Below are 22,290 nucleotides of genomic sequence, written 5' to 3'. Positions count from 1 at the left end.
GCCGGTCCGACGCTAGCCGGTCGGTCGGTCGGCATGCCGCGCGGGCGGTAGGGCGGTTCGCGATCGGGGTGGTGGGCTCGCCCACGGCCGGCCGCCATGCCACGATCAGTGCATGGGTCAGCTTCTGCTCCTCCTGGTCGTGGCGTTGACGGTCGCGGCGGTGATCTTCGGCGTGACGATACTGGTCAGCGGCCGTGATCCCGGTTTGGTGCCGGCCGAGCCAGACTCGCAGGCCATGCCGCTGCCGGGCACCCGGCCGTTGCGGGAATCCGACGTGGGAGCGGTTCGTTTCGACACCGGGTTACGCGGGTACCGGATGGCCCAGGTCGATCAGGCGATGCGCCGTGCCGCCTACGACATCGGCTACAAGGCGGAGCTGATCGGCGTGCTGGAGGCGGAGGTCATCGCGTTGCGCGAGGGACGCACCACTGATGCGGACGCACTGCGCCAGGCCCGTGAGCAGTCTGCCGGCACGGCGACCGGCGAGGGCGTGATCGCCGAGCCGGGCGACGACCCGTCGCCCGATGTCTCCTCCTCTGCCGCGGACTCCGACGGCGCGGCGCCGGCCGACGGTGAGCCGACCACGGCCCCCGTCGTGTCGGTCGGCCCTGGCCCGTTACCCGACGCCACCTCCTCTCCGGCCGACTCCGACGGGGCGGCGCCGATCGTCGGCGAGCCCGCCGAGGGTGCCCTGAAGCACGGCGCGCCGGTCCGGTCGGAGAGCGGGTGACCGGGCCGGAGGGCGCCGACGACCTCCACGAGGCCGCCCAACCGGGCGCTGGCGAGGTGACCGCCACGGTGATCGTCAGAGCCCCGGCGGAGCGGGTCTTCGCCGCACTGCTCGCCTGGGAACGCCAGTCCGACTGGATCCCGTTCACACGCGTACGCGTGGTCGAGGGCGACGGCCGCGAGGGCAGCCGGATCGAGGCGGTGACCGCGCTCGGCCCGGCCGTGCTGCGCGACGAGATGCGGGTGGTCCGGGTCGACGAGCCGTACGAGATCGGCGTGGTGCACTGCGGTCAACTGCTGCGCGGCCCGGGGGTGCTGCGCTGCACCCAGATGGACCGGGACCGCACCCAGGTGGTCTGGCACGAGTGGTTCCATCTGCCGGGTGGCCGGGCCGGCCGGTTGGCGTGGCCGCTGCTCTGGCCCGGTTCCAAGGTCAGCCTCACACAGGCGCTGAAGAGGTTCGGCCGTCTGGTCGAGCAGGGCCGCCTGCCCTGACCCACCTCACGGCGGCGGTGCCCTGTCAGTGGGATGCCCTAGCGTGTGCGAGGTGACTGACCTGGTGATCGGTGCCGACGGGCTGGCCCGCTGTGCCTGGGGAGCGAGCACCCCCGACTACGCCGTCTACCACGACACCGAGTGGGGGCGGCCGCTGCGGGGCGACGACGCGCTCTACGAGCGGATGACCCTGGAGGCGTTCCAGTCCGGCCTGTCCTGGCTGACCATCCTGCGCAAACGCCCGGCGTTCCGGCTGGCCTTCGACGAGTTCCGGATTCCGGCCGTCGCCGCCTACGACGACACCGACGTGACCCGGCTGCTCGCCGACGCCGGCATCGTCCGTAACCGGGCCAAGGTCGAGGCGGCGATCGTCAACGCCCGCGCGGCGCTGGAGCTGCCCGACGGGCTGTCCGCGCTGCTCTGGTCCTTCGCGCCGACACCCCGGCCGGCCCGGCCCGCGTCGTTCGCCGAACTCGCGCCGATCACGCCCGAGTCGACGGCGATGGCCAAGGCGCTCAAGAAGCGCGGCTTCCGGTTCGTCGGCCCGACCACCGCGTACGCGCTCATGCAGGCCACCGGCATGGTCGACGATCACATCGTCGGCTGCCACGTCACGCTCCCTGCTGTGGCGTGATGTCATTGCAGACATGACGACCGAGACCGCCCACCGGGCCGGTGAGGCCGGCCACGCCGATCCGACGGGCACCTGGGCCGTGCTGCTGCCGGCCGAGCGGTACGAGGCCGAACGGCTCGTGCACCACGACGCCCTGGAGCTGACCGGGCTGACCGACGTCGGCCGGCCAGGCCCCGGTGACCCGGTGGCGGTGTTTGCCGACGCGCCGCTCCGGCTGGTGGCGCTCGGCCGGGTCACCGCCCCGGGTCGGCGGCACCGGGAAGATCCGGACGACCCCCAGTCTCCGGTCGAGCCCGGGGCGCTCGTCGTGGCGTACACCCGAAGGGCCTTCGACGAGCCGGTGCCGGCCGATCAGCTGACGCTCGACGGGCCGCTCAGCGCGCTGGACCCGGCGGCCTTCCGGGCGCTGGCCGACCGGCTCGGCCCGCCTCCGGCGCGGCGGACCTGGTTGGTCAGCCTCGATCTGCCGATCGAGGCCGACACACCGGCCGAGGCGGTCCGGCTGTTCTGGTCCTACGTGCAGGAGCTGGGGCCGCGTGAGCTGCCCGCCTTCGTGGCGCCGTCCGGGGACGAGCTGGCCATGCAGGCGTTCGTGCTGGGCGCGGAGGCCAACCAGGACCCGGAAGAGGACGACTAGAACAACCGGGCCAGCCGCCCCTTCCAGCCGGCGAGTACCGGACCCGGGTCGGTGTCCAGGACCCGCTCCAGCAGCGTGGCGTAGACGTCCCGGAAGTCGGTGGTGTATTTGAGGTCCCCGTCGTCGAGGTCGGTGAGGCTGGGCGCGTCGCCGTGCCAGCCGCCACGCACCCCGGCCCCCAACAGCAGCATGTCCGAGGCGGTGCCGTGGTCGGTACCGTCCGAGGCGTTGGCCTTGACCCGCCTGCCGAACTCCGAGTAGACCGCCACCACCACCCTGCGCCCCGCCTCGGTGCGACCCATCCGGTCGGCGAAGCCGGTCAGTGCCCGGTCCAGCTGACCCAGCAGCACGGCCTGCAACTGCTTCTCGTCGGCGTGCGTGTCGAATCCGCCCAGCGACACCGAGAAGACCCGGGTGGACACGCCGGCCTCCACGCACTGCGCGACCAGGTCCAGTTGAGCGTCCAGGGGCGTCCGGGCACCGCCGGTGGCCGTCGCCGGTGCCTGTTCGCCGTCCGCGTCCGCCGCATCCGGGTCGGCGGAGTCGCGGACCTCCCGGATCATCTCGTCCACCGACCGCATGTCGCCGAAGCAGGCGGCGGCCCGGGCTCGGGCCGGCGACTCACCGGCCTCGGCGGCGGCGAACGCGGTGAGCGTTTCCGCGGGCAGGCCCTTGGCGGCTCTGCGGTCGGTCACCGGCACCGCGGCGCCCGCGCTCCTGAGCCCGGCCAGCAGCGGCGGCAGCGCCGGCTCGAAGGAGACCGCCAGCCGGGGATCGCCGCCCGCACCGTCCAGCCAGCGCCCCAGCCAGCCGGTGTTGCCCGGTCGGTCAGGCTGCGCGGTCTGCCAGATGTCCATCGACCGGAAGTGACTGCGGTCCGGCTTCGGGTAACCGACTCCGCGCACGATCGCCAGCCCGCCGTTGGACCAGCGCTGGTGCAGGCCGGCCAGCGCCGGGTTGAGGCCGAAGTCGTCGTCCAACCGCCGCACCTCGGCATCCGGGTAGGCCAACTCCGGGCGGGCCGCCCGGTAGGCCGGGTCGCCGTACGGGATGACGGTGTTCAGGCCGTCGTTGCCGCCATAGAGCGTGACCAGCACCAGCGTGTGGGACTGCGGATCGTGGTCGCCGGAGGTGTCCAACAGGTCCCGCAGGCTGTACGCACCGGCGCCGGCGACCAGAGCGCCCGCGCCGACCACTCCGCTGGTCAGCAGGAACCTCCGTCGGGTCAGGGCATCCATGAGACTCGTCTCCTCCGCTCAGCTGACGGTGTACTCGGGGCTGACCAGGCCGGCTGCCAGCAGCTTCCTGGGATCGCCGGCCAACGGGGTCAGGGCGGCACGGGTCCGGGCACTCCAGCCGTCGACCACCAGCAGCCGGGCCAGCGCGTCCGACCTGCCGGCGGCAGGTGCGGCGGTCAACCGGGCCAGCACCGCCGGCGCCGTGGCGACGGCGAGCATGCCGGCCATCCGGAGCCGGACCTGCAACGACGAGGTGGTCAGCCAGGAGGCTCCGGCCGGCCAGCCGCCGACGCTGGGGGGTCGCAGCGGCACCTGGTCCAGCCCGTTCAGGCCGCCCAGCAGTTGTTTGCGTTGCTGCTCGGGCAGGGCGGACGGTCGGATGCCGAGCTGCCGCAGGGCACCGACCATCCACTCCACCGGTTGCTTGACGAGGGTTCCCCGGGTCGCCGCGAAGGCCGGTGAGGAGAGCAGCGTGCGGAGAGTGGCAACGGTGTCCGCCGCGGCCAGGTCGGCCGGTACCGGGACGTCGGCGCCGGCGTACCGGAACCAGAGCCGGCCAGCCACAAACGTCGCCGCCGTGGGTTGAGCGGTCAGGAGCCCGGCGTACGCCTCGGTGTCGAACTGGCCGCTGCGCCCGAGGATCGTCTTCTCTCCGGGATCGTGTCGGCGGGACTCGAAGCGGGCGACGCCGGTCTGCCGGTCCACCACCCAGCCGGTCAACGCCCGCGCGCCGGCCTTCACGTCGGCCTCGGTGTAGTTGCCGATGCCGAGGGTGAACAGTTCCATCAGCTCTCGGGCGAGGTTCTCGTTCGGTGCCTTACGGGTGTTCTTCTGCCCGTCCAGCCAAATGATCAGGGCGGGGTCGCGGACCATCGCGGCGACCAGCGGGCCGAGCGGGCCGCGCCCGTGCCGGCGCAGCGTCTCCAGCTGACCCAGCATCATCCGCGCCGACTTGACCTTCTGCGCGCTGGTCGCCCAGTGCCCGTGCCAGAAGAAGAGCAGCTTCTCGGTCAGCCCGTCCTCGGCGGCCACCATCCGGTCCAGCCACCAGGAGGTCAACCCCTGGAGCTGCTCCCGGCGCTGCGCGTTGGCCTTCTGCCGCTGCTCGCGGCTGGATTCCTTGGTCAGTGCGGCGTAGGGGTCCGCGGGCAGCGCCGGGATCGGGGTGGCGGCTGCACCCTGGTCGGCCCGGGTGGGGTTGAGGAGGTTGTCCAGGGTCGCCGCCGGTCCGAGGCGTTCCGCCGCGTCCACCTCGTCGGCGGTCGGCCCGAAGGTGGCCCGGCGCAGCAGGTGCGCCACCGCTTCACGCTCGCTCATGGGAGCGACGCTAGGCGGACCATGTTCGAGGACGGTATGGGTGGGGTGCGAATCGCGTTCAGTGTCCCTCGAAGACCGGTTTCTGCTTGCCGACGAAGGCGAGGGTGGCTGCCCGGTGGTCGGTCGTGACGCCGCAGATCGCCTGCGCCTGCGCCTCGGCGGCCAGCGCGTCGGCGAGGGTGCCGGCGTCGGCGATGGAAAGCTGCCGCTTGATGGCGCCGTACGCGACGGTCGGGCCGGCGGCGAGCCGGGCGGCCAGCTCCTGTGCGACTGGCAGCACCTGCTCGTCGTCGTCGGTCAGCCGGTTGAGCAGCCCCAGCCGGCAGGCCTCCTCGGCGCGGACCGGCTCGGCCAGCATCAGCAGCTCCACCGCCTTGGCGTGGCCGACCAGTCGGGGCAGCGTCCAGGAGGCGCCGGTGTCCGCGGCGAGGCCGACCTTGGCGAAGGCCATCAGGAAGCTCGTGGACGGCCCGCCGATCCGGATGTCGGCGAGAAAGGCCAGTGAGGCGCCCGCCCCGGCGGCCATTCCCCGGACGGCGGCGACCACCGGCTTGGGCAGGTTGGCCAGCCGGGCGGCGATCGGGTTGTAGTGCGCCCGCACGGTGTCCAGCGGGTTGCCCGTGTTGCCCTGCAGCGTCGCCACGTGCTCGCGCAGGTCCTGGCCGGCGCTGAACGAACCGCCCGCGCCGGCCAGCACGACCGCCCGGCAGGACCGGTCGGTCTCCAACTCTGCCAGGGCGTCGCGCAGCGCCTCCTTGAGCGCCACGTCGAGCGCGTTCATGGCGTTCGGTCGGTTGAGCGTGAGGGTGACGACGGCATCGGTCCGGTCGACCAGCAACGGCTCGGTCACGTGTCTAACGACCCTTCTGTCGGACGATGCGGTTACCAGCGTCGAGGCACTGCTCGACGTACCGGTCGGCGGCCGGACGCAGGCGGGCCGCGTGCCGGTCGAAGAAGGTGGCCGCGGCGGTGCCGGGCCAGCGTTCGGGCAGCAGCGCCGGGGGCAGCTGCGGATCCCGGAACAGGAAGGTACGCCACGCGTGCACGAGTCGGAACCGGGCGGCGTACGCCTCCTCGTCGGTGCTGCGCACGGTGACCGCGCCGAGCAGCGGACGTTGGTCGGCGACGAACCGCTCGTAGGCGCGGCCGATCTCGTGCAGGTCCCAGGCCCGGCGGACGACGCCCATCGCACCGGGGGTGCCGGCGAAGTGCGAGGCGGTGAACCGCTCGAACCGGACACCGGCCTCGGCGAGCAGCAGGTCGACGTCCTCGGCGGGCCGGGTGGCCACCCAGGTCTGCTCGTCGAGCGTGCCGTAGCCGAGGAAGCTGAGATTGGCGGCGAGTCGCTGCCGGTCCCGCCGGGAACCCGGCGCGTCCAGGACGAGCAGATCGAACCGGCCGTCCCAGCTGACCCGGCCGGTCCGGTAGATCCGGGCCGCTGCCTCGTCCAGCCGGCGGGCGGCTTTCGGTGTGATCGAATATCCCGGCCCGGATGCCAGTCGGAGCGGGTCGAGCCAGCCTTGACGCACCATCCGGGACACGGCGGTGCGAACGGCCGGCGGCGCGATTCCCAACGGCGCCAACAGCTTGACCAGGGCGGCGACCGGTGCCCGGCCACCCCTCGGCCGGAGGTGGTCGCCGTACAGGTCGAAGAGTGCCGACCGTGCCTGCATGACCGCACATTGTGACAGGCCTTCTCAAGATAAGCTAGATGCTGTTACATCAATGCTGCTCCGGTTTGGGTCCGGCGGTGTTCATCAGGGAAAATCGTCAGTCGACACCCCCGTGAGCGTTGCGGGTGGTCGTGACGAAGTGGCTGTGGGGCAACCCACCGACCCTGGTGTAGGTCTGAGGGGAGACAACATGGCGGCGATGAAGCCGCGGACGGGCGACGGTCCGCTGGAAGTCACCAAGGAGGGTCGGGGCATCGTCATGCGGGTCCCGCTGGAGGGCGGTGGCCGGCTCGTCGTCGAGATGACTCCCGACGAGGCCAACGCGCTCGGTGACGCGTTGAAGGCAGCGGCCGGCTGAGTGGGGAGTGATCCGGGCGGTGTGCACCGCCCGGACCGTTCCCCGGTCCCTGAGCCACCGGCGTCGCCGGTGGCTCAGGGACTTCATTCCTGCGTACAGGCGGGTCCGGTCCCGCTTCCCGACACCTTCCTGGAGGTACGGTCCCGCGTGCTCGCCATCCGACTGATCGCCGAGCCCGAGCGGGCCGACGTCCTCGTGTTACCCGTTCGTCCCGCCGAGCAGGCAGTCGGCGACAACACCGACGCCGAACCGGTGCCCACCGCCGTCGCGCCCCCGGACGGCACCGCCGAGGAGGCCGCCGCGCTGGCGCCGGTCGCCCGGCTGAGCGGTCGGGCCGGAGAGATCCGCACCCAGCTGCGCCCCGGGCGTACACCCGGCCGGCTGCTGCTGCTCGGTGTCGGCGACGGTGGCGAGGCGTCCTGGCGATCGGCTGGCGCGGCCCTGGCCCGTTCCGCCGCCGATGAGACGCACGTCACCATCATGCTGCCGGCCGACGTCACCCCGGCAGCCGTCCGCGGGCTGACCGAAGGGCTGCTGCTCGCCTCGTACCGGTTCCGGATGACCGACGCCGGGACCGCGCCCGCGCTCAGCGAGGTCGACCTCCTGCTCGCCGATCCGGCCGCGCACGAGACCACCATCGCCACGGCCCGGACGACCGCCGCGATGACCCACCTCGCCCGCGACCTCACCAACACCCCGTCCTCGGTCAAGAACCCGGAGTGGTTCGCCGACCAGGTGGCCTCCGCCGCAGCCGACCTGCCCGACCTGCGCCTACGGGTCCGTGGCCCGGCCGAGTTGGCAGCCGAGGGCTTCGGCGGGATCCTCGCCGTGGGAGGCGGCTCCGCCAGCGGTCCACGCCTCGTCGAACTGGACTGGCACCCCGCCGACGCACGTACCCACGTGGTGCTGATCGGCAAGGGCATCACCTTCGACACCGGCGGCATCTCGATCAAGCCGGTGCCGGCCATGAAGCTGATGCGCAAGGACATGGCCGGCGCGGCGGCGGTCGTCGCGGCGACCCTCGGCGCCGCGGCGCTGCGGCTGCCGGTCCGGGTCACCACGCTGGCCCCGCTGGCCGAGAACATGGTCAGCGGCTCGGCGTTCCGCCCCGGCGACGTCATCCGCCACTACGGCGGGACGACCAGCGAGACGACCAACTCCGACGCCGAGGGCCGGCTGGTCCTCGCCGACGCCCTGGCGTACGCGGTGCAGCAACTCGCACCGGACCTGCTGCTCGACCTGGCCACCCTCACCGGCGCGAACGCGGTGGCACTGGGCAAGCGCACAGCCGCCCTGTACACCGAGAACGACCAGTTGGCTGCCGACGTGCTGGCCGCGGCCGAGGCGGCCGGCGAGGCGGCCTGGCGAATGCCGCTGCACACCGACTACGTCGAGTACCTGGGCAGCGAGATCGCCGACCTGTACAGCGCGCCCACGCAGGGCGCCGGCTCGGTGCTGGCCGCGCTCTACCTGCGCGAGTTCACCGGCGAGCTGCGGGATCGCTGGCTGCACCTGGACATGTCGGCCCCGTCGTGGGCGGACGGCGACCAGGCCGAGGTCAGCCGCGGCGCGACCGGCTGGGGCGTCCGCTCACTGCTGCGCTGGCTGGCCAGCGTCAACTGACCGGGTCAGCACTTCACCGCGGCGAGCACCCCGTGACCGACGGGTAGCAGCGCGGGGATCCAGTGTTCCGACTCCCGGACCGCCTTGATCGTCTCGCGGACCGTCACCGTCTCCGCGTCCCGGGCGGCCGGGTCGGCGATCCGGCCACCGGCCAGCATGCCGTTGAGCGCCAGCACGCCCCCGGGGCGCAGCAGCCGCAGTGCGGCCTCCACGCAGGCGTGGAAGCCGGTCGCTTCGGCGTCCACGAAGACCAGGTCGTACGCCCCGTCGGCGAGCCGGGGGAGCACGTCCAACGCGCGACCGGTGATGATCCGGGTACGACCGGCCGCGTAGCCGGCCTCGGTGAAGATCCTCCGAGCGATCCTCTGGTGCTCCACCTCCACGTCGATGGTGGTGAGCACGCCGTCGGCGCGCATGCCGCGCAGCAGCCAGACCCCGCTCACCCCGGTTCCGGTGCCGATCTCGACCACCGCCCGGGCGTTACCGGCGGCGGCCAGCAGCCGCAGCGCCGCCCCCGCGCCGGGGGTGACCGCGTCGAGGCCCACCTCGTGGGCCAGGCTGCGGGCGGTACGCAGGACGAGATCCTCGGTCACGTACGACTCGGCGAACTGCTGAGCCTGGATCGTCGAACTGCCGGAACCGGCGACCGTGGCGATGGGGCACCTCCGGGGGCGGTGCGTGGTGCGGGGGCGGGTTGGCACTGTGAGCGTAGAGGCGACCGTCGCGGGGCGCAGCCGCGCCTCCGCCCTCCACGATCACCGGGGGCAACCGCTGACTCCACCGCGCGCATCCGTGCAATCCTGGAGGCGGTATCCCGTCAGCCGCGACCGCGCCGATCCGTGGCCGGGCGGTGCGGCGCGGGATCCGGGGACGGACTGGGAGGCACCTACGTGACCGACGGCTGGGACTGGCGCCGGGGCGGTGAGACTCCGGCTCCGGCAATCCCGTCCGGGGCAGGGTCCCCGCCGACGGGGTCGCCGGCCGTGCCGGGGGCCGGCAGCGCGTCCGAAACCTCGCCGTGGTGGTCCGACGCGCTCGCCGACCCGTGGCGGGACCCGGCGGCACCGGCCGCGGTGGTGGTGCCCGCGGTGGTGGTCGCCGGCACCGAACCCGAGCCGGTCACCGACCCGGACGCCCCCGGCCGGCCGACGTTGCGCCAGCTTCTGCTCATCCCCGTGATCACCGCCCTGCTGGCCGGCACCCTCGGTGGCGCGCTGGGCTACGCCTTCGCGGTGCGGGGCGGGGCCAGCGGTACGGTGCTCGGTGGTGCGCCGGCGCAGGCACCCGCGCTGGCTCAACGCAAGCCGGAGTCGCTGGCCGGGGTGGCCGAACGGGTCCTGCCCAGCGTGGTCACGGTGCGCGTGAGCAGCCTCGGAGGAACGAGTGAGGGCTCCGGCTTCATCGCCAGCGCGGACGGCCATGTCATCACCAACGACCATGTGGTGGCCGGCGGAAACGGCAAGGCCTCGGTGATCTTCAACGACGGCAGCTCCGCGCCGGCGACCCTGGTCGGTCAGGACCCGGAGTCGGACATCGCGGTGATCAAGGTGAACCGCACGGGGCTGCGGCCGGTCGAGTTCGGTGACTCCGACGCACTGGCCGTCGGCGACCCGGTGCTGGCGATCGGCTCACCGCTCTCGCTGGCCAACACCGTCACCGCCGGCATCGTCAGCGCGCTGGACCGGACGATGCAGGCCGGGGACCCGGGCGGCCCGGTGCGTTACTACGCGGCGATCCAGACCGACGCCGCCGTCAACCACGGCAACTCCGGGGGCCCGCTGGTCGACGGCGCCGGGCGGGTGGTCGGCGTGAACTCCACCATCAAGTCACTGGTGGCCGAGGGGCAGGAGGCGGGCAACATCGGCCTCGCCTTCGCCATCCCGATCAATCAGGCCAAGCGGGTGACCCAGGACATCATCGGCACCGGCAAGGCCCGGCGGACGGTGATCGGCGCACAGGTCGGCGGCCCGGGCGCGGGGGCCGGCGGGGGCGTACGGCTGGCCGCCGTGGAGCCGTCCGGGCCGGCGGCCGCCGCCGGGTTGCGGGTCGGCGACGTGATCACGAAGCTCAACGGCCGACCGATGACCGAGCCGACCGACCTGATCGCCCTGGTTCGCAAGTTCGCGCCCGGCTCGGTGGTCACCGTCGAGTTCCGGCGGGGCGCCGACCGGCAGAACACGTCGGTGACCCTGGCCGCGGACGCCAAGTGAACTGCGGTCAACCCCCTGCCCGAAAACCGTTCGGCGTGCGTAGTCTTGCTGCTGACGCCGAGAGGAGGCCCGCGGGATGCTCGACAACCTGAACTGGTGGGAAATCGGTGCGCTGCTGCTCCTGGCGCTGTTGATCTTCGGTGAGCGGCTGCCCGGAGTCATCACGGATGGCCTGCGGCTCGTGCGCAACCTGCGCAACATGGCCCGCAGCGCAACGGGTGACCTCAGCCGGGAGCTGGGCACCGACATCCAGCTGGAGGATCTGCACCCGAAGGCCTTCATCCGCAAGCACCTCCTCAGCGAGGAGGACGAGGCCGCGATCCGCAGACCGTTGCAGGGCGTCTACGACAACCTGCGCGCGGACGTCAGCGGCGTGCACGACGAGCTGAAGGACGTGGCCAACGCCGCGGACCCACGGTCGAGCCGGAACCGGTCCGGGACGGCCACCGGCACCCCGTCGGCGCCGGCCCCCCGGGCCAGCTACGACGACGCCACCTGAGCTCAGCGACCGGCGGGCTTGAGACCGAGCGGCTTGCCGAGCAGTGACTCACGGCGTAGCGCGAGCCGGTCGGCGATCGTGCCGAGTGCCTGCGCGGCCGGCGACTCCGGCTCGGCCAGCACGATCGGGTTGCCGGCGTCGCCGGCCTCCCGGATCCGGGTGTCCAGGGGGATCTGCCCGAGCAGCGGCACCTGCGCGCCGATGGTCCGGCTCAGCGACTCGGCCACGGCCGCACCGCCGCCGGCACCGAAGATCTCCATCCGTGAGCCGTCCGGCAGCTCCAGCCAGGACATGTTCTCGATGACGCCGACCACCCGCTGGTGGGTCTGCAGGGCGATCGACCCGGCCCGCTCCGCCACCTCGGCGGCGGCGGTCTGCGGGGTGGTGACGATCAGGATCTCCGAGTTGGGCAGCAACTGGGCCAGCGAGATGGCCACGTCGCCGGTGCCCGGGGGCAGGTCGAGCAGGAGCACGTCCAGGTCACCCCAGTAGACGTCGGCCAGGAACTGCTGCAACGCCCGGTGCAGCATCGGGCCGCGCCACACCACGGCGGCGTTGCCGGAGGTGAACATGCCGATCGAGATCACCTTCACGCCGTGCGACTGCGGCGGCATGATCATGTCTTCGACGCGGGTCGGTCGGCCGTCCGCGCCGAGCATCCGGGGCACCGAGTGGCCATAGATGTCGGCGTCGACGACGCCCACTGCCAACCCACGGGCGGCCAGCGCCGCCGCCAGGTTGACCGTCACGCTCGACTTGCCGACGCCGCCCTTGCCGCTGGCCACCGCGTACACGCGGGTGCGCGAGCCGGGCTGGGCGAACGGGATGACCGGCTCCTCGCTGGCGCCGCCACCGCGCAGTTGCGACTGCAACGACTGCCGCTGCTCCGGGCTCATCACACCGAAGTCGATCTCCACACCGGTCACCCCGGGCACCGCGGCGACGGCCGCGGTGATGTCCGTACGCAGCTTGTCCTTCAGCGGGCAGCCGGCGACGGTGAGCAGCAGCTCGACCCGTACGACACCGCTGGCACCGATCGTGGCGGAGCGCACCATGCCCAGCTCGGTGATGGGCCGGCGGATCTCCGGGTCGTTGACGGTGGCCAGGGCGGCCTGGATGGCGTCCTCGACGGTGCTGACGGGTGCTGACATGCCCGCAATGCTACGTCGCGGGGCATCCGCTTCGGCCGCTGCCCGGCAACGGTGTGAGCCAGTCGATGGCCGGTCGCCGGCCCCCGGCTCAGCCGTCCTGCGGGCGGTGTCCGATGCCGTCCGGCCGGGTGCCGTGGGCGAAGTCGCCGTCCAGGTCGTCGCGGGGCTCGCTCAACCCCGCACCGTCGGACGGCCGCTTGCCGCGCCTCTCCTGCCGGCCGGCCTTCTCCTGCTGGCGGCGCTCCAACCGCTGCCGGCGCTGTCCCGCCTCGTCCAGCTCCTCGGCGAGCCGGGCCAGCTCGGAGCGGAGGAAGTCCCGGGTGGCGACCTCGCCCAGCGCGATCCGCAGCGAGGCGATCTCCCGCGCCAGGTACTCGGTGTCCGCCTTCTGCGCGGTGGCCCGTCGCCGGTCCTCCTCCAGCGCCACCCGGTCCCGGTCGGCCTGCCGGTTCTGCGCCAGCAGGATCAGCGGCGCCGCGTAGCTGGCCTGCAACGACAGCACCAGGGTGAGGAACGTGAACGTGTACGGGTCGAAGCGCACGGCCGCCGGGGCCAGCGTGTTCCAGCCGAACCAGATCGCGATCACCACCGTCATGACGACGATGAAGTTCGCGGTGCCCATGCCGCGGGCGATGCTCTCCGACCATCGGCCGAACGCCTCCGCGTCGAACCGGGGCAGCTTGAGGCGTCGGGGCTCGCGTGGCTGGTCGAGCCGTTCCGACCGCCGCTGGTCAGCCATCCGCGCCGTCCAGCACCGGGTCGGTGGCTCCCGCTGCGCCCAGGGCGTCACGATCCCGCCAGTCCGGCGGCAGCGAATGGTCCAGCACGTCGTCCACCGTCACGGCGCCGACCAACCGGTTGTTCCGGTCGATGACCGGCATGGCGACCAGGTCGTAGGTGGCCATCCGACGGGTGATCTCCGGAAGCGGGGTGGTCGGACGCAGCGGATCGATGTCGTTGACCACCACCTTGCCCAGCAGGTCGGCCGGCGGCTCGCGCAGCAGCGACTGGAAGTGCACCATGCCCAGGTAGCGGCCGGTCGGGGTGTTCTGCGGTGCCCGGGTCACGAAGACCTGGGCGGCGACGGCGGGTGAGAGCTGTGGCTCCCGGATCCGGGCCAGTGCCTCGGCGACGGTGGCATCCGGCGGCAGGATGACCGGCTCCGAGGTCATCACACTGCCCGCCGTGCCGGGCGTGTACTTGAGCAGCTGACGCACCGGGTCGGCCTCGTCCGGTTCCATCAGGTCCAGCAGCACGTCCTGCTCCGGCGGGGGCAGCTCGTTGAGCAGGTCCGCGGCGTCGTCCGGGTCCATCTCCTCCAACACGTCGGCGGCCCGTTCCCGGTCCAACGCGGCGAGGATCTCCACCTGGTCGTGCTCCGGCAGCTCGCTGAGCACGTCGGCGAGACGCTCGTCGTTCAGCGCCGCCGCGACCTCGTTGCGTCGCGCGTCGGGCAGATCCTGCAAGGCGTTGGCCAGGTCCGCCGGGCGCATGTCCTCGAGAACGGCGAGCAGGTTCGCCGTACCCCGGTTGTCGGCGATGCCGCTGAGCCCGCGCACCCGGTCCCACTCCACCTGGTGCAGGTGGCCCCGACGGGTCAGCCGGTTGGTCTGCTCGCGGACCGCGACCCGGGTGAGCGACCACTCGCCGCCCCGGGCGCATTCCATGGCGACGTCCACCACCGAGCCGGGCTGGCCGCCCGGCTCGAGCTGCACCCGGCGGTCCAGCAGCTCCTGGAGCACCAACAGCTCGTTCGGGCGCTTCTCGAAGCGCCGCAGGTTGAGGGTGCCGGAGCCGAGCACGACGGCGTCCGCGTCGATGGAGGTGATCCGGTTGATGGACAGGAAGATCCGGCGACGCATCGGCATCTCGGCGACCAGGCCCACGACCTCCGGGGGACGCTTGGTCGCCCGCAACCGGCCCACGGCGTCGCGAACCCGGCCCACCTGGTCACCGTTCGGGTCGAAGACGGCGACTCCGGCGAGGCGGGCGATGTAGACCCGGGTCGGCGTGCTCACGGGCACCAGCCTAAGCGCCTAGTGTTTATCAACATGTCGACCCTGGCCTACGAGATCGTGGACGTCTTCACCGACCGCCCGTTCGCCGGCAACCCGCTGGCCGTGGTGTTCGGAGCGGAGGCGTTGGCCACCGAGCAGATGCAGGCGCTCGCGGTGGAGTTCAACCTCTCCGAGACGGTGTTCGTGCTGCCGCCGACCCAGTTCGGTGCCACCTACCGAGCCCGGATCTTCACCCCGGTCGAGGAGCTGCCGTTCGCGGGGCACCCCAGCGTCGGCGCGGCGGTCACCGCGAGCCGGCGGGGGATGTTCGGTGTGGGGCAGGTCACTCAGGAGTGCGGTGCCGGCGTGCTGCCGATCGAGGTGACCGCGTCCGGGGCGACGCTGACCGGCGGCAGCGTCACCCTCGGCCCCGAGTTGGACCTGGAGCCGCTGCTGGAGATCGTGGGGCTGGCCGCGGACGACCACGCCGGGCCCGCACCGCGCGTCGCCGGCTGTGGGCTCGAGTTCCCGTACCTGCCGGTGCGGCCGGAGTCGGTGGCCCGGGCGCGACTGAACCCGGTGGCGGCGGAGCGGTACGGGGTGGCGCACGTCAGCGTCTTCTCCTGGGACGGGGCCACGCAAACGGCCCACGTCCGGGTCTTCGTGCCGGGCCTCGGCGTACCGGAGGACCCGGCGACCGGCTCGGCGGCCCTCGGCCTGGGCGTCTGGCTGGTGGCCGGCGGCCTGCTGCCCGGCGAGGGGTTGTCCCACTACGCGGTGCGCCAGGGCGTGGAGATGAACCGTCCGTCGGCGCTGGCCTGCACGGTCACCGCGGCGAACGGCGCGGCGATCGGCGCGACCGTCGCCGGCCAGGTGATGCAGGTGGCCCGCGGCGAGATCGCCGTGCCGCCCTTCGTCGGCTGAGGTGTGAGAAGGGCTGCCTGCCAACGGTTGCGGTAGAGCGGGGGTCCCCTGTTGACAACCGACCCACCCGTCAACCGTCGAGGTGCGGCAGGATGCGGATGTGACCGACGACGCTCAGGGTTCGACGCCGCTGGTGGACGAGGCGATGAAGAAGGCCGCGGTGGCCTGGGTCAGGGTGTCCGACGGGCCGGCGTTGGCGCTCTGGTGCGCCCCCCTGGAGGGCGCGCTGTACGTGGTCAGCGGGCCCGGCGAGCAGGCCGCGCCCGGTCTGGCTGACGCGACCGAGGCGCAGGTCACCCTGCGTGGCGACCACGGCGGTCGGATTGTCACCTGGCCGGCCCGGGTCACCCGGCTCCAGCCGGGCACCGGGGCGTGGGACACCACCGCGGCGCTGGTGGCGGGCAAGCGGCTGAACGCGACCGGCCCGACCGCCGACCTGGTGGCCCGGTGGGCCGCCGACGGCTGCGCGGTGAACCGGCTCGCCCCGGCCGGTACGCCTCTGGCCGGCCCCGACCTGCCGGCCGACGCGCAGGCCGAGACTCCGCGGGAAACCCCGGCCGTCCGGGCCACCCGCAAGCCGTTCCGCCTGCACCGGGTCCGCCGCCGCTGACCCGACCGCCCACGCGTGCGGCAACCACGACAACCTGGCCCGGCTTCGCCGCAGGTGCCGGCGTGCCCGCCGGTCGTTCCGCCGGTGGCCGGCACGCTCAACCGGACCGGCCGCCGGCCGCCACGACCTCGGCGTCGACGAGGTCGAGCACCTCCGCCAGCCCATCGAGCACCCGCCCCCGCCAGTCCAGGTCGGCGTTGAACACCATGTGCTCACCGAGGTCGGGTGCGGCCAGCCGGACCGCTGTCATTCCGGCCCGCTCGGCGCCGGTCAGTTCCTGGCTGCCGCCGTCGCCCACGTACAGGCAGTCCGCGGGCGCCAGCCCCAGGCGTTGGCAGGCGGCCAGGTAGAGCGCCGGATCCGGTTTGCACCGTCCGACCTGAACGGAGAAGACCCGCACGTCGAGCAGGGGTGCCACCGCCAACTGGGGTAGGAAGGCCGGCAGTTCGTGCGTACAGTCGCTGATCACACCGGTGCGCAGGCCGCGCTGGCGCAGCGCCGCCAGCACGGGCACCGCGTCGTCCCGCAGCCTGGTGTCCGCGCGTACCGCCCGGTGCCGGGACGCCACCGCCGCGCGCAACGCACGGTCGCTCGGGTCTACGCCGGCCTGGGCGCACACCCAGCGCAGGGTCGCCTCCGCGTTGCCGAACCGACCGGTGGCCCGCTCGTAGTACGTGCGGTTCAGCACCTCGATCAGCGTGTCGGTGGGGCACCCCAGCAGCTCGGCGGTGCCGACGTGCGCGGTGCCCCGCTGCACCGAACGGGTCAGCGTGCCGAAGAAGTCGAACAGCACCGCCTGGTAGCTGTGCATGGGGGCAACGCCTCCGGGCGGTCGAGGGTCGGCGGCGGGACCGCGTGATCGTAACGGAGTGCTGACGGTATGTGGTCGCTGTCGACGTGTGAGGATTGCTTCCCGTGCCCACTCCTTCACCTCGCCCGCCCCTGGATCCGCTGACCACCGGCGCTGTCGGCCTGGCCGTGGTCGCCGTGTCGTCGTCCGCACCGTTGATCGCCTATGCCGCCGCTCCCGCGCTGGCCATCGCGTTCTGGCGCAACATGCTCGCGGTGGCCGTGCTGGGCCCCTTCTCGCTGGCCCGGCGCCGCGCCGAGTTCCGCAGACTCACCGTGGGAGTGGGCCGGCGGGAGGGGTTGTTCTGCGTCCTCTCCGGGGTCGCCCTGGCCGCGCACTTCGCCACCTGGATGCCGAGCGCCAAGCTCACCGCGGTCGCAACGGCCACCGCCCTGGGCGCCACCCAGCCGGTCTGGCAGGGGCTGATCGCCCGCGCCCAGGGCCGAGGGCTGCCCCGGGTGGTGTGGATCGGCATCGCGGTGGCCGTGGGCGGTGCGGTGATCGCCACCGGAGCGGACGTGGGCATCTCGGGGCGGGCCGTGGCCGGTGACCTGCTCGCGGTGGCCGGGGGCATGTTCGCAGCCGTCTACACCGCCTTCGGAGAGCGGGCCCGAGCGAGCATCAGCACCGCCACCTACACCACCATCTGCTACGGGGTCTGCGCGCTGATCCTGCTGGTGGTCTGCCTGCTCGGCGGCGTACGGACGACGGGCTTCGACGGGCGCACGTGGCTGGCCATCCTGGCCCTGGTGGCGGGCGCCCAACTGCTCGGGCACTCGATGTTCAACTACGCCCTGCACAAGATCTCGGCGACCACGGTGAGCGTGTTGATCCTGCTGGAGGTCCCCGGCGCCGCCCTTCTCGCCTGGGTCTGGCTGGGTCAACTGCCCCGCCCGTACGCGCTGCTCGGAATGGCGCTGCTGCTGATCGGAGTCTCGGTGGTGGTGCTCGGCGGCGCCCGGGCCGGCCGCCGGGCCACGCCCACGCCACTGCCGGCGGACCCGGCGCCGCTGGCCGACTGACGGCGGTGCAGGGCGATGCCTCCGGCCGCGGACGGTCAGACTTCGTGGACCTCGATGACCCTGGTGGTCGGTGCGGACTCGCCGAGCGCGTCACGCAGCGCCGCCCGCTCCGGGTCGGCGAGAAACGATTCGTACCCGGCCCGGCCGTCGAATTGGATCACGTGCACCTCGGCCTGCCCGTCGGTGCCGCGCAGCCGTCGTTCCAGCCGACCATGGTGCCGGCTGAGCAGGGCCAGCACGGTGTCCTCGTATCGTTGCCCGGTGGCCTCGGCTCCGGCGGAGAACTCGACGAGTGCGACAAGGGTCAGCATGGCGGCCAGGCTAGCCAGTGATGCCGACGGCCGTGGCGCTCGCCGCCCAGAGCCGCGCGGCGAGCTGCTGGTCGACGGCCTTGCGGTACGGCCGGCGCAGTCGACGGTCGGCGTAGTAGCCACCGCCGACCAGCCGGGTCGGGTCCTGGTTGGCGAGCCAGACCAGGGTCTCGGCACCCTTCTCCGGGCTGCGGAACGGCAGGAACCGCATGCCCAGGGCGACGAGCCGGCTGTCGTTGGCGAACCGGGTGCGCACCACGCCGGGGTGGAAGCTGTGTGCCGGGGTGCCCGGCCATCGGCGGGCCGCCTCGGCGGTGAACAGGATGTTCGCCTGCTTGCTGGTGCCGTACGCGCCCATGGGCTTGTAGCCGCGCAGTGGCGCGTTCAGGTCGTCCGGGTCGAGCGCGCCGAAGCGGTGCGCACCGGAGGCGGTCACCACCATCCGGCCCACCCGGTCGGCGAGCAGATTGGTCAGCAGGAACGGGGCCAGGTGGTTGGCCTGGATCGACAGCTCGAAGCCGTCGACGGTGACGAGTGGTTGCAGCGCGATCGCGCCCGCATTGTTGACCAGCACGTCGATCCGGTCGTACGCGTCCCGCAGCCGCTCGGCGAGCCCACGTACGTCGTCGAGCACGGCGAAGTCGGCCCGGAACAACTCCGGGCGCTCGCCGGAGGTCTCCCGCACCCGTTCCGCCGCGGCCTGCAACCGTGCCGGATCTCGACCGACCAGGACCACCCGGTCACCACGGCAGGCCAGGTTCACGGCGGCCGCCAACCCGATGCCGGAGCTGGCCCCGGTCACCACCACCAGTCGACGCTCAGTGAGATCTTCCACAGGTCCATTCACCCCGGTCATGGCGCGAGGTTACCGTGGCGTCACCCCGCCCTTTGGGATCGTTAAGTTTCCGGATCTGTCGCCAGGTGGCGTCGGCGTGCCCGCCGGACGCTGGAAGGAGCGCCTCCATGACCGCTGTCGGTCGTCCCCGCCGGTCCTGCCTCGCCGTACCGGGTTCCAGCGTCAAGATGCTCGGCAAGGCGCAGGGACTCCCGGCCGACCAGGTCTTCCTCGACCTGGAGGACGCCGTCGCCCCGCTGGCCAAGCCGGACGCGCGCAAGAACATCGTGGCCGCGCTCAACGAGGGTGACTGGGCCGGCAAGACCCGGGTGGTACGGGTCAACGACCTGACCACCTCGTGGACCTACCGGGACGTCATCGAGGTGGTCGAGGGCGCCGGCGCGAACCTGGACTGCATCATGCTGCCCAAGGTGCAGACCGCCGAGCAGGTGCACTGGCTGGACCTGCTGCTGACCCAGATCGAGAGGACGCTCGGCCTGGAGGTCGGCCGGATCGGCATCGAGGCGCAGATCGAGAACGCCGCCGGTCTGGTCAACGTGGACGCGATCGCCGCCGCCTCACCGCGCGTGGAGACCATCATCTTCGGCCCGGCCGACTTCATGGCGTCCATCAACATGAAGTCGCTGGTGGTCGGCGCCCTGATCCCGGACTACCCGGGCGACCCGTACCACTACATCCTGATGCGGATCCTGATGGCCGCCCGGATGCACGACCTGCAGGCCATCGACGGCCCGTTCCTGCAGATCCGCGACGTGGACGGCTTCCGCGAGGTGGCCAGGCGTTCCGCGGCGCTCGGCTTCGACGGCAAGTGGGTGCTGCACCCGGGCCAGATCGACGCCGCCAACGAGGTCTACCAGCCGGCGCAGGCCGACTACGACCATGCCGAGCTGATCCTCGACGCCTACCAGCACTACACCTCGGAGGCCGGCGGCCGACTCGGCGCGGTGATGCTCGGCGACGAGATGATCGACGAGGCGTCCCGCAAGATGGCGCTGGTGATCGCCGCCAAGGGCCGGGCGGCCGGGATGAGCCGTACCTCGTCGTTCACCCCGCCGGCGCAGTGAGCACCGCGGGCGGCGACGGCCGCCGCGAGCCGTCGTCCCGTCCCGACAACCGGCGGTACGCCGGCCCGCGCACTGATCAGTAGCTGTTGCCGTCCTCGCGGATGCCCGAAACGACCCCGTAGATGATCGCGGCGGCGTAGGCGACGATCAGCAGCACCAACAGTCCGGTGAAGATCTAGCCGATGATGATGGCTGCCTTCGCCATTCCGTCACCGCCCTCGCCGCTGACCCGGATCTGCTTGCGGGCCACATGACCGAGGATCGCACCGACCGGTGCCGTGAGGCAGGACGTGATGCCGACCAGGGCCAGCACGAACGCCGCGATGGCCATTCCGTTGGTCTTGGGCGGGGTCGGGTAGCCGTAGCCGGGGTACGGCGGCGGATAGCCGGGCGGCGGGTACCCGGGAAGCGCGTACCCGGGCATGGGCGGCGGGCCGGGTTGGGTTGGCACCGGAGGGCCGGCCACCAGGGTCGGGTCCACCGGTGGGCTCGACTGCGGACCCGACCACGTGGGATCGGGCCAGCCGCCGGGCGGTGGGGGATCGGTCATGCGAACTCTCCGTCACGTCGGTTGCGCCCGTCAGGGTAGCCAGCGACGGCGAAACCCGATGCCCCCGCTACCGGGTGCCGCGTTGCCCCGGGCCGGTCGCAACGGGCAGGATCCAGGCATGGCAAACGAGGCGCGCGCCGCGGACCGATCCGGCAGTCGACCCAGGCGGGACGTCAGCCGCCCGGGCGTGGCCCGGCGCGGCCGTGCCGCACCGCCCGCCGGCGCCTCCGGCCCGGACGAGCCGGTGGCGCTCGCCGACCCGGTGACCATGCGGCTCGACGGGCGGGTCGCCCTGGTGACCGGGGCGGGCAGCCCGGACGGCATCGGGTACGCCACGGCCCGCAGGCTCGCCGACCTGGGTGCTCGGGTGGCCATCGTCTCCACCACCCGGCGCATCCACGAGCGGGCCGGCGAGCTGGGGGTGACCGGTTTCGTCGCGGACCTGACCGACGAGTCCGAGGTCGGCGCGCTGGCCGACGCGGTCGCCGAGCAGTTGGGTGACGTCGAGGTGCTGGTCAACAACGCCGGCCTGGCCAGCCGGGCCAGCCAGGGAGTGCTGCGGCCGGTCGCACAGCTGACCTACGACGAGTGGCGTGGCGAGATCGACCGCAACCTGAGCACCGCGTTCCTGTGCAGCCGGGCCTTCATCGGCGGGATGGCCGAGCGGGGCTGGGGACGGATCGTCAATCTGGCGGCCACCGCCGGCCCGGTCAACGCGCTGCCCACCGAGGCCGCGTACGCGGCGGCGAAGGCCGGGGTGGTCGGCCTGACCAGGGCGCTGGCCATGGAGATGATCGCCGACGGGGTGACCGTGAACGCCGTCGCGCCCGGCACCATCTACACCGCGGCGTCCACCATGGCCGAGATCAAGCAGGGGCTGGGCACACCGGTCGGTCGGCCGGGCACTCCGGACGAGGTGGCCGCCGCGATCAGCTTCCTCTGCTCGCCGGCCGCGTCCTACATCACGGGGCAGATGTTGGTGGTGGACGGCGGCAACAGCGTCCGTGAGGCCCGGTTCCGCTGATTCGGTCCGGTGCGTCGGCCCGCTCAGTAGCCGCCGGTGGTGCCGTTGTTGTGAACGAGAAGCAGGGCCAACCAGCCGCAGCAGGCCAGCACGGTGATGCCGGTGAAGACGTAGCCGAGAATCAGCCCCCAGGTGGCGAGCTGGTCGCCCTCCTCGCCGCTGGCGCGGATCTGCCGCTTGGCCACGTGCCCGAGGACTGCACCGGCCGGCGGGACCACGAAGGCGAACACCAGCGACAGGATCGCCAGCACGTTGGTGCCCCGACCCGGTCCGGTCTGCGGAGGCCCGTACTGACCGTAGGGGCCCTGCGGAGGGTACGGAGGTTGCTGTCCCCAGTGCGCCGACTGGTGCGGCCCCTGCTGCCCGTACGGCGACTGGTCCCGGGGTGGCTCGTAGGGTGACGGCGGCTGCTCGTCTGCCGGCGGTCCCGACGGCGGCGGGTAGCTCACGGCTGTCCTCCTCCTGCCGGTGCCGGAAAAGTCCCTCTTGCCGGACGCTACCCGCAGCGGTGAACCTTT

Annotated in this window: 25 protein-coding genes and 1 pseudogene; 13 read left to right on the top strand and 13 right to left on the bottom strand. The window is 72.7% G+C overall.

Annotated elements, in window-relative coordinates:
• The first annotated feature begins 112 nt into the window (after nt 1–112).
• The 4 genes from ACLJN9_RS05850 to ACLJN9_RS05835 are packed head-to-tail and all read left to right on the top strand — an operon-like array spanning nt 113 to nt 2,495.
• Nucleotides 113–730: a DivIVA domain-containing protein gene (locus tag ACLJN9_RS05850; RefSeq protein ID WP_410810032.1), complete on the top strand. Its 618-nt coding sequence runs from the start codon at nt 113–115 to the stop codon at nt 728–730.
• A complete protein-coding gene (locus tag ACLJN9_RS05845) occupies nt 727–1,224 on the top strand; it encodes an SRPBCC family protein (RefSeq protein ID WP_410810031.1) in 498 nt (165 codons plus the stop codon). Before ACLJN9_RS05850 ends, ACLJN9_RS05845 begins: the two co-directional genes overlap by 4 nt.
• A gap of 52 nt (nt 1,225–1,276) precedes the next feature.
• Nucleotides 1,277–1,858 carry a DNA-3-methyladenine glycosylase I gene (locus ACLJN9_RS05840; protein ID WP_410810030.1) on the top strand — a complete coding sequence of 194 codons (582 nt, stop codon included), beginning with the start codon at nt 1,277–1,279 and terminating at the stop codon, nt 1,856–1,858.
• A gap of 13 nt (nt 1,859–1,871) precedes the next feature.
• On the top strand, nt 1,872–2,495 hold the full coding sequence (locus ACLJN9_RS05835) for a hypothetical protein (RefSeq protein ID WP_410810029.1): 624 nt from the start codon (nt 1,872–1,874) through the stop codon (nt 2,493–2,495).
• Here ACLJN9_RS05835 and ACLJN9_RS05830 read toward each other — a convergent pair.
• Genes ACLJN9_RS05830 through ACLJN9_RS05815 form a run of 4 tightly spaced genes read right to left on the bottom strand, consistent with a single transcriptional unit; the run spans nt 2,492 to nt 6,723 of the window.
• Nucleotides 2,492–3,733 carry a DUF1501 domain-containing protein gene (locus ACLJN9_RS05830; protein WP_410810028.1) on the bottom strand — a complete coding sequence of 414 codons (1,242 nt, stop codon included), beginning with the start codon at nt 3,731–3,733 and terminating at the stop codon, nt 2,492–2,494. The genes ACLJN9_RS05835 and ACLJN9_RS05830 overlap by 4 nt on opposite strands.
• Nucleotides 3,734–3,751: 18 nt before the next feature.
• Nucleotides 3,752–5,050, bottom strand: a complete 1,299-nt coding sequence (locus tag ACLJN9_RS05825; RefSeq protein ID WP_410810027.1) for a DUF1800 family protein — start codon at nt 5,048–5,050, stop codon at nt 3,752–3,754.
• Nucleotides 5,051–5,108: 58 nt separating this feature from the next.
• A complete protein-coding gene (locus ACLJN9_RS05820) occupies nt 5,109–5,900 on the bottom strand; it encodes an enoyl-CoA hydratase-related protein (RefSeq protein WP_410810026.1) in 792 nt (263 codons plus the stop codon).
• A 4-nt stretch (nt 5,901–5,904) separates the two neighbouring features.
• Complete coding sequence (locus ACLJN9_RS05815) at nt 5,905–6,723, bottom strand: PaaX family transcriptional regulator C-terminal domain-containing protein (RefSeq protein WP_410810025.1); 819 nt, start codon at nt 6,721–6,723, stop codon at nt 5,905–5,907.
• A 190-nt stretch (nt 6,724–6,913) separates the two neighbouring features.
• Between ACLJN9_RS05815 and ACLJN9_RS05810 the strand changes: the two genes are divergently transcribed.
• Entirely contained in the window at nt 6,914–7,081 is a 168-nt protein-coding gene (locus ACLJN9_RS05810) for a DUF3117 domain-containing protein (RefSeq protein WP_007455245.1), read from the top strand.
• 147 nt (nt 7,082–7,228) lie between these two features.
• On the top strand, nt 7,229–8,704 hold the full coding sequence (locus ACLJN9_RS05805; RefSeq protein ID WP_410810024.1) for a leucyl aminopeptidase family protein: 1,476 nt from the start codon (nt 7,229–7,231) through the stop codon (nt 8,702–8,704).
• Between the two features lie 5 nt (nt 8,705–8,709).
• Here ACLJN9_RS05805 and ACLJN9_RS05800 read toward each other — a convergent pair whose 3' ends face one another.
• Entirely contained in the window at nt 8,710–9,297 is a 588-nt protein-coding gene (locus tag ACLJN9_RS05800) for an O-methyltransferase (RefSeq protein ID WP_410810209.1), read from the bottom strand.
• A gap of 282 nt (nt 9,298–9,579) precedes the next feature.
• On the opposite strand from ACLJN9_RS05800, the gene ACLJN9_RS05795 reads away from it, so the two are divergent.
• Together ACLJN9_RS05795 and ACLJN9_RS05790 are read left to right on the top strand one after the other, a co-directional pair.
• Complete coding sequence (locus tag ACLJN9_RS05795; protein WP_410810208.1) at nt 9,580–10,914, top strand: S1C family serine protease; 1,335 nt, start codon at nt 9,580–9,582, stop codon at nt 10,912–10,914.
• Between the two features lie 76 nt (nt 10,915–10,990).
• Nucleotides 10,991–11,413, top strand: a complete 423-nt coding sequence (locus tag ACLJN9_RS05790) for a preprotein translocase subunit TatB (RefSeq protein ID WP_410810023.1) — start codon at nt 10,991–10,993, stop codon at nt 11,411–11,413.
• A 2-nt stretch (nt 11,414–11,415) separates the two neighbouring features.
• Here the strand turns inward: ACLJN9_RS05790 and ACLJN9_RS05785 are convergent, their stop codons facing one another.
• From ACLJN9_RS05785 to ACLJN9_RS05775, 3 genes are all read right to left on the bottom strand, one after another.
• Nucleotides 11,416–12,564: an Mrp/NBP35 family ATP-binding protein gene (locus ACLJN9_RS05785; RefSeq protein ID WP_410810022.1), complete on the bottom strand. Its 1,149-nt coding sequence runs from the start codon at nt 12,562–12,564 to the stop codon at nt 11,416–11,418.
• 88 nt (nt 12,565–12,652) lie between these two features.
• On the bottom strand, nt 12,653–13,303 hold the full coding sequence (locus ACLJN9_RS05780; RefSeq protein WP_410810021.1) for a DUF1003 domain-containing protein: 651 nt from the start codon (nt 13,301–13,303) through the stop codon (nt 12,653–12,655).
• Nucleotides 13,296–14,582: a magnesium transporter MgtE N-terminal domain-containing protein gene (locus ACLJN9_RS05775; protein ID WP_410810020.1), complete on the bottom strand. Its 1,287-nt coding sequence runs from the start codon at nt 14,580–14,582 to the stop codon at nt 13,296–13,298. Before ACLJN9_RS05775 ends, ACLJN9_RS05780 begins: the two co-directional genes overlap by 8 nt.
• 33 nt (nt 14,583–14,615) lie before the next feature.
• Here ACLJN9_RS05775 and ACLJN9_RS05770 point away from each other — a divergent pair, with 33 nt between their 5' ends.
• Nucleotides 14,616–15,485, top strand: a complete 870-nt coding sequence (locus ACLJN9_RS05770) for a PhzF family phenazine biosynthesis protein (RefSeq protein WP_410810019.1) — start codon at nt 14,616–14,618, stop codon at nt 15,483–15,485.
• A 100-nt stretch (nt 15,486–15,585) separates the two neighbouring features.
• A complete protein-coding gene (locus tag ACLJN9_RS05765; protein WP_410810018.1) occupies nt 15,586–16,095 on the top strand; it encodes a hypothetical protein in 510 nt (169 codons plus the stop codon).
• 97 nt (nt 16,096–16,192) lie between these two features.
• Here the strand turns inward: ACLJN9_RS05765 and ACLJN9_RS05760 are convergent, their stop codons facing one another.
• Complete coding sequence (locus ACLJN9_RS05760) at nt 16,193–16,906, bottom strand: HAD family hydrolase (protein WP_410810017.1); 714 nt, start codon at nt 16,904–16,906, stop codon at nt 16,193–16,195.
• Between the two features lie 104 nt (nt 16,907–17,010).
• Between ACLJN9_RS05760 and ACLJN9_RS05755 the strand changes: the two genes are divergently transcribed.
• Nucleotides 17,011–17,967: a DMT family transporter gene (locus tag ACLJN9_RS05755; RefSeq protein WP_410810016.1), complete on the top strand. Its 957-nt coding sequence runs from the start codon at nt 17,011–17,013 to the stop codon at nt 17,965–17,967.
• 35 nt (nt 17,968–18,002) lie between these two features.
• Here the strand turns inward: ACLJN9_RS05755 and ACLJN9_RS05750 are convergent, their stop codons facing one another.
• Together ACLJN9_RS05750 and ACLJN9_RS05745 are read right to left on the bottom strand one after the other, a co-directional pair.
• The gene (locus tag ACLJN9_RS05750) at nt 18,003–18,278 is read right to left on the bottom strand and encodes a hypothetical protein (RefSeq protein WP_410810015.1); all 276 of its coding nucleotides are present in this window, start codon (nt 18,276–18,278) and stop codon (nt 18,003–18,005) included.
• A 10-nt stretch (nt 18,279–18,288) separates the two neighbouring features.
• The gene (locus tag ACLJN9_RS05745) at nt 18,289–19,113 is read right to left on the bottom strand and encodes an SDR family NAD(P)-dependent oxidoreductase (protein WP_410810014.1); all 825 of its coding nucleotides are present in this window, start codon (nt 19,111–19,113) and stop codon (nt 18,289–18,291) included.
• A 128-nt stretch (nt 19,114–19,241) separates the two neighbouring features.
• Here ACLJN9_RS05745 and ACLJN9_RS05740 point away from each other — a divergent pair, with 128 nt between their 5' ends.
• Nucleotides 19,242–20,198 (top strand): HpcH/HpaI aldolase/citrate lyase family protein, encoded by a 957-nt coding sequence (locus ACLJN9_RS05740; protein ID WP_410810013.1) that lies wholly within the window; start codon nt 19,242–19,244, stop codon nt 20,196–20,198.
• Nucleotides 20,199–20,274: 76 nt separating this feature from the next.
• On the opposite strand, the pseudogene ACLJN9_RS05735 reads toward ACLJN9_RS05740, so the two are convergent.
• Nucleotides 20,275–20,748 (bottom strand): annotated as a pseudogene (locus tag ACLJN9_RS05735) (DUF4190 domain-containing protein).
• 187 nt (nt 20,749–20,935) lie between these two features.
• Between ACLJN9_RS05735 and ACLJN9_RS05730 the strand changes: the two are divergent.
• Nucleotides 20,936–21,772 carry an SDR family NAD(P)-dependent oxidoreductase gene (locus ACLJN9_RS05730; RefSeq protein WP_410810207.1) on the top strand — a complete coding sequence of 279 codons (837 nt, stop codon included), beginning with the start codon at nt 20,936–20,938 and terminating at the stop codon, nt 21,770–21,772.
• Nucleotides 21,773–21,795: 23 nt separating this feature from the next.
• Here ACLJN9_RS05730 and ACLJN9_RS05725 read toward each other — a convergent pair whose 3' ends face one another.
• On the bottom strand, nt 21,796–22,221 hold the full coding sequence (locus ACLJN9_RS05725; protein WP_410810012.1) for a DUF4190 domain-containing protein: 426 nt from the start codon (nt 22,219–22,221) through the stop codon (nt 21,796–21,798).
• Between the last annotated feature and the right edge of the window lie 69 nt (nt 22,222–22,290).

This window comes from Micromonospora sp. 067-2 (assembly GCF_046549295.1).
Lineage (GTDB): Bacteria > Actinomycetota > Actinomycetes > Mycobacteriales > Micromonosporaceae > Micromonospora.
The sequence above is the reverse complement of the archived record's forward strand: the minus strand, read 5'-3'. Positions and strand labels throughout refer to the sequence as shown.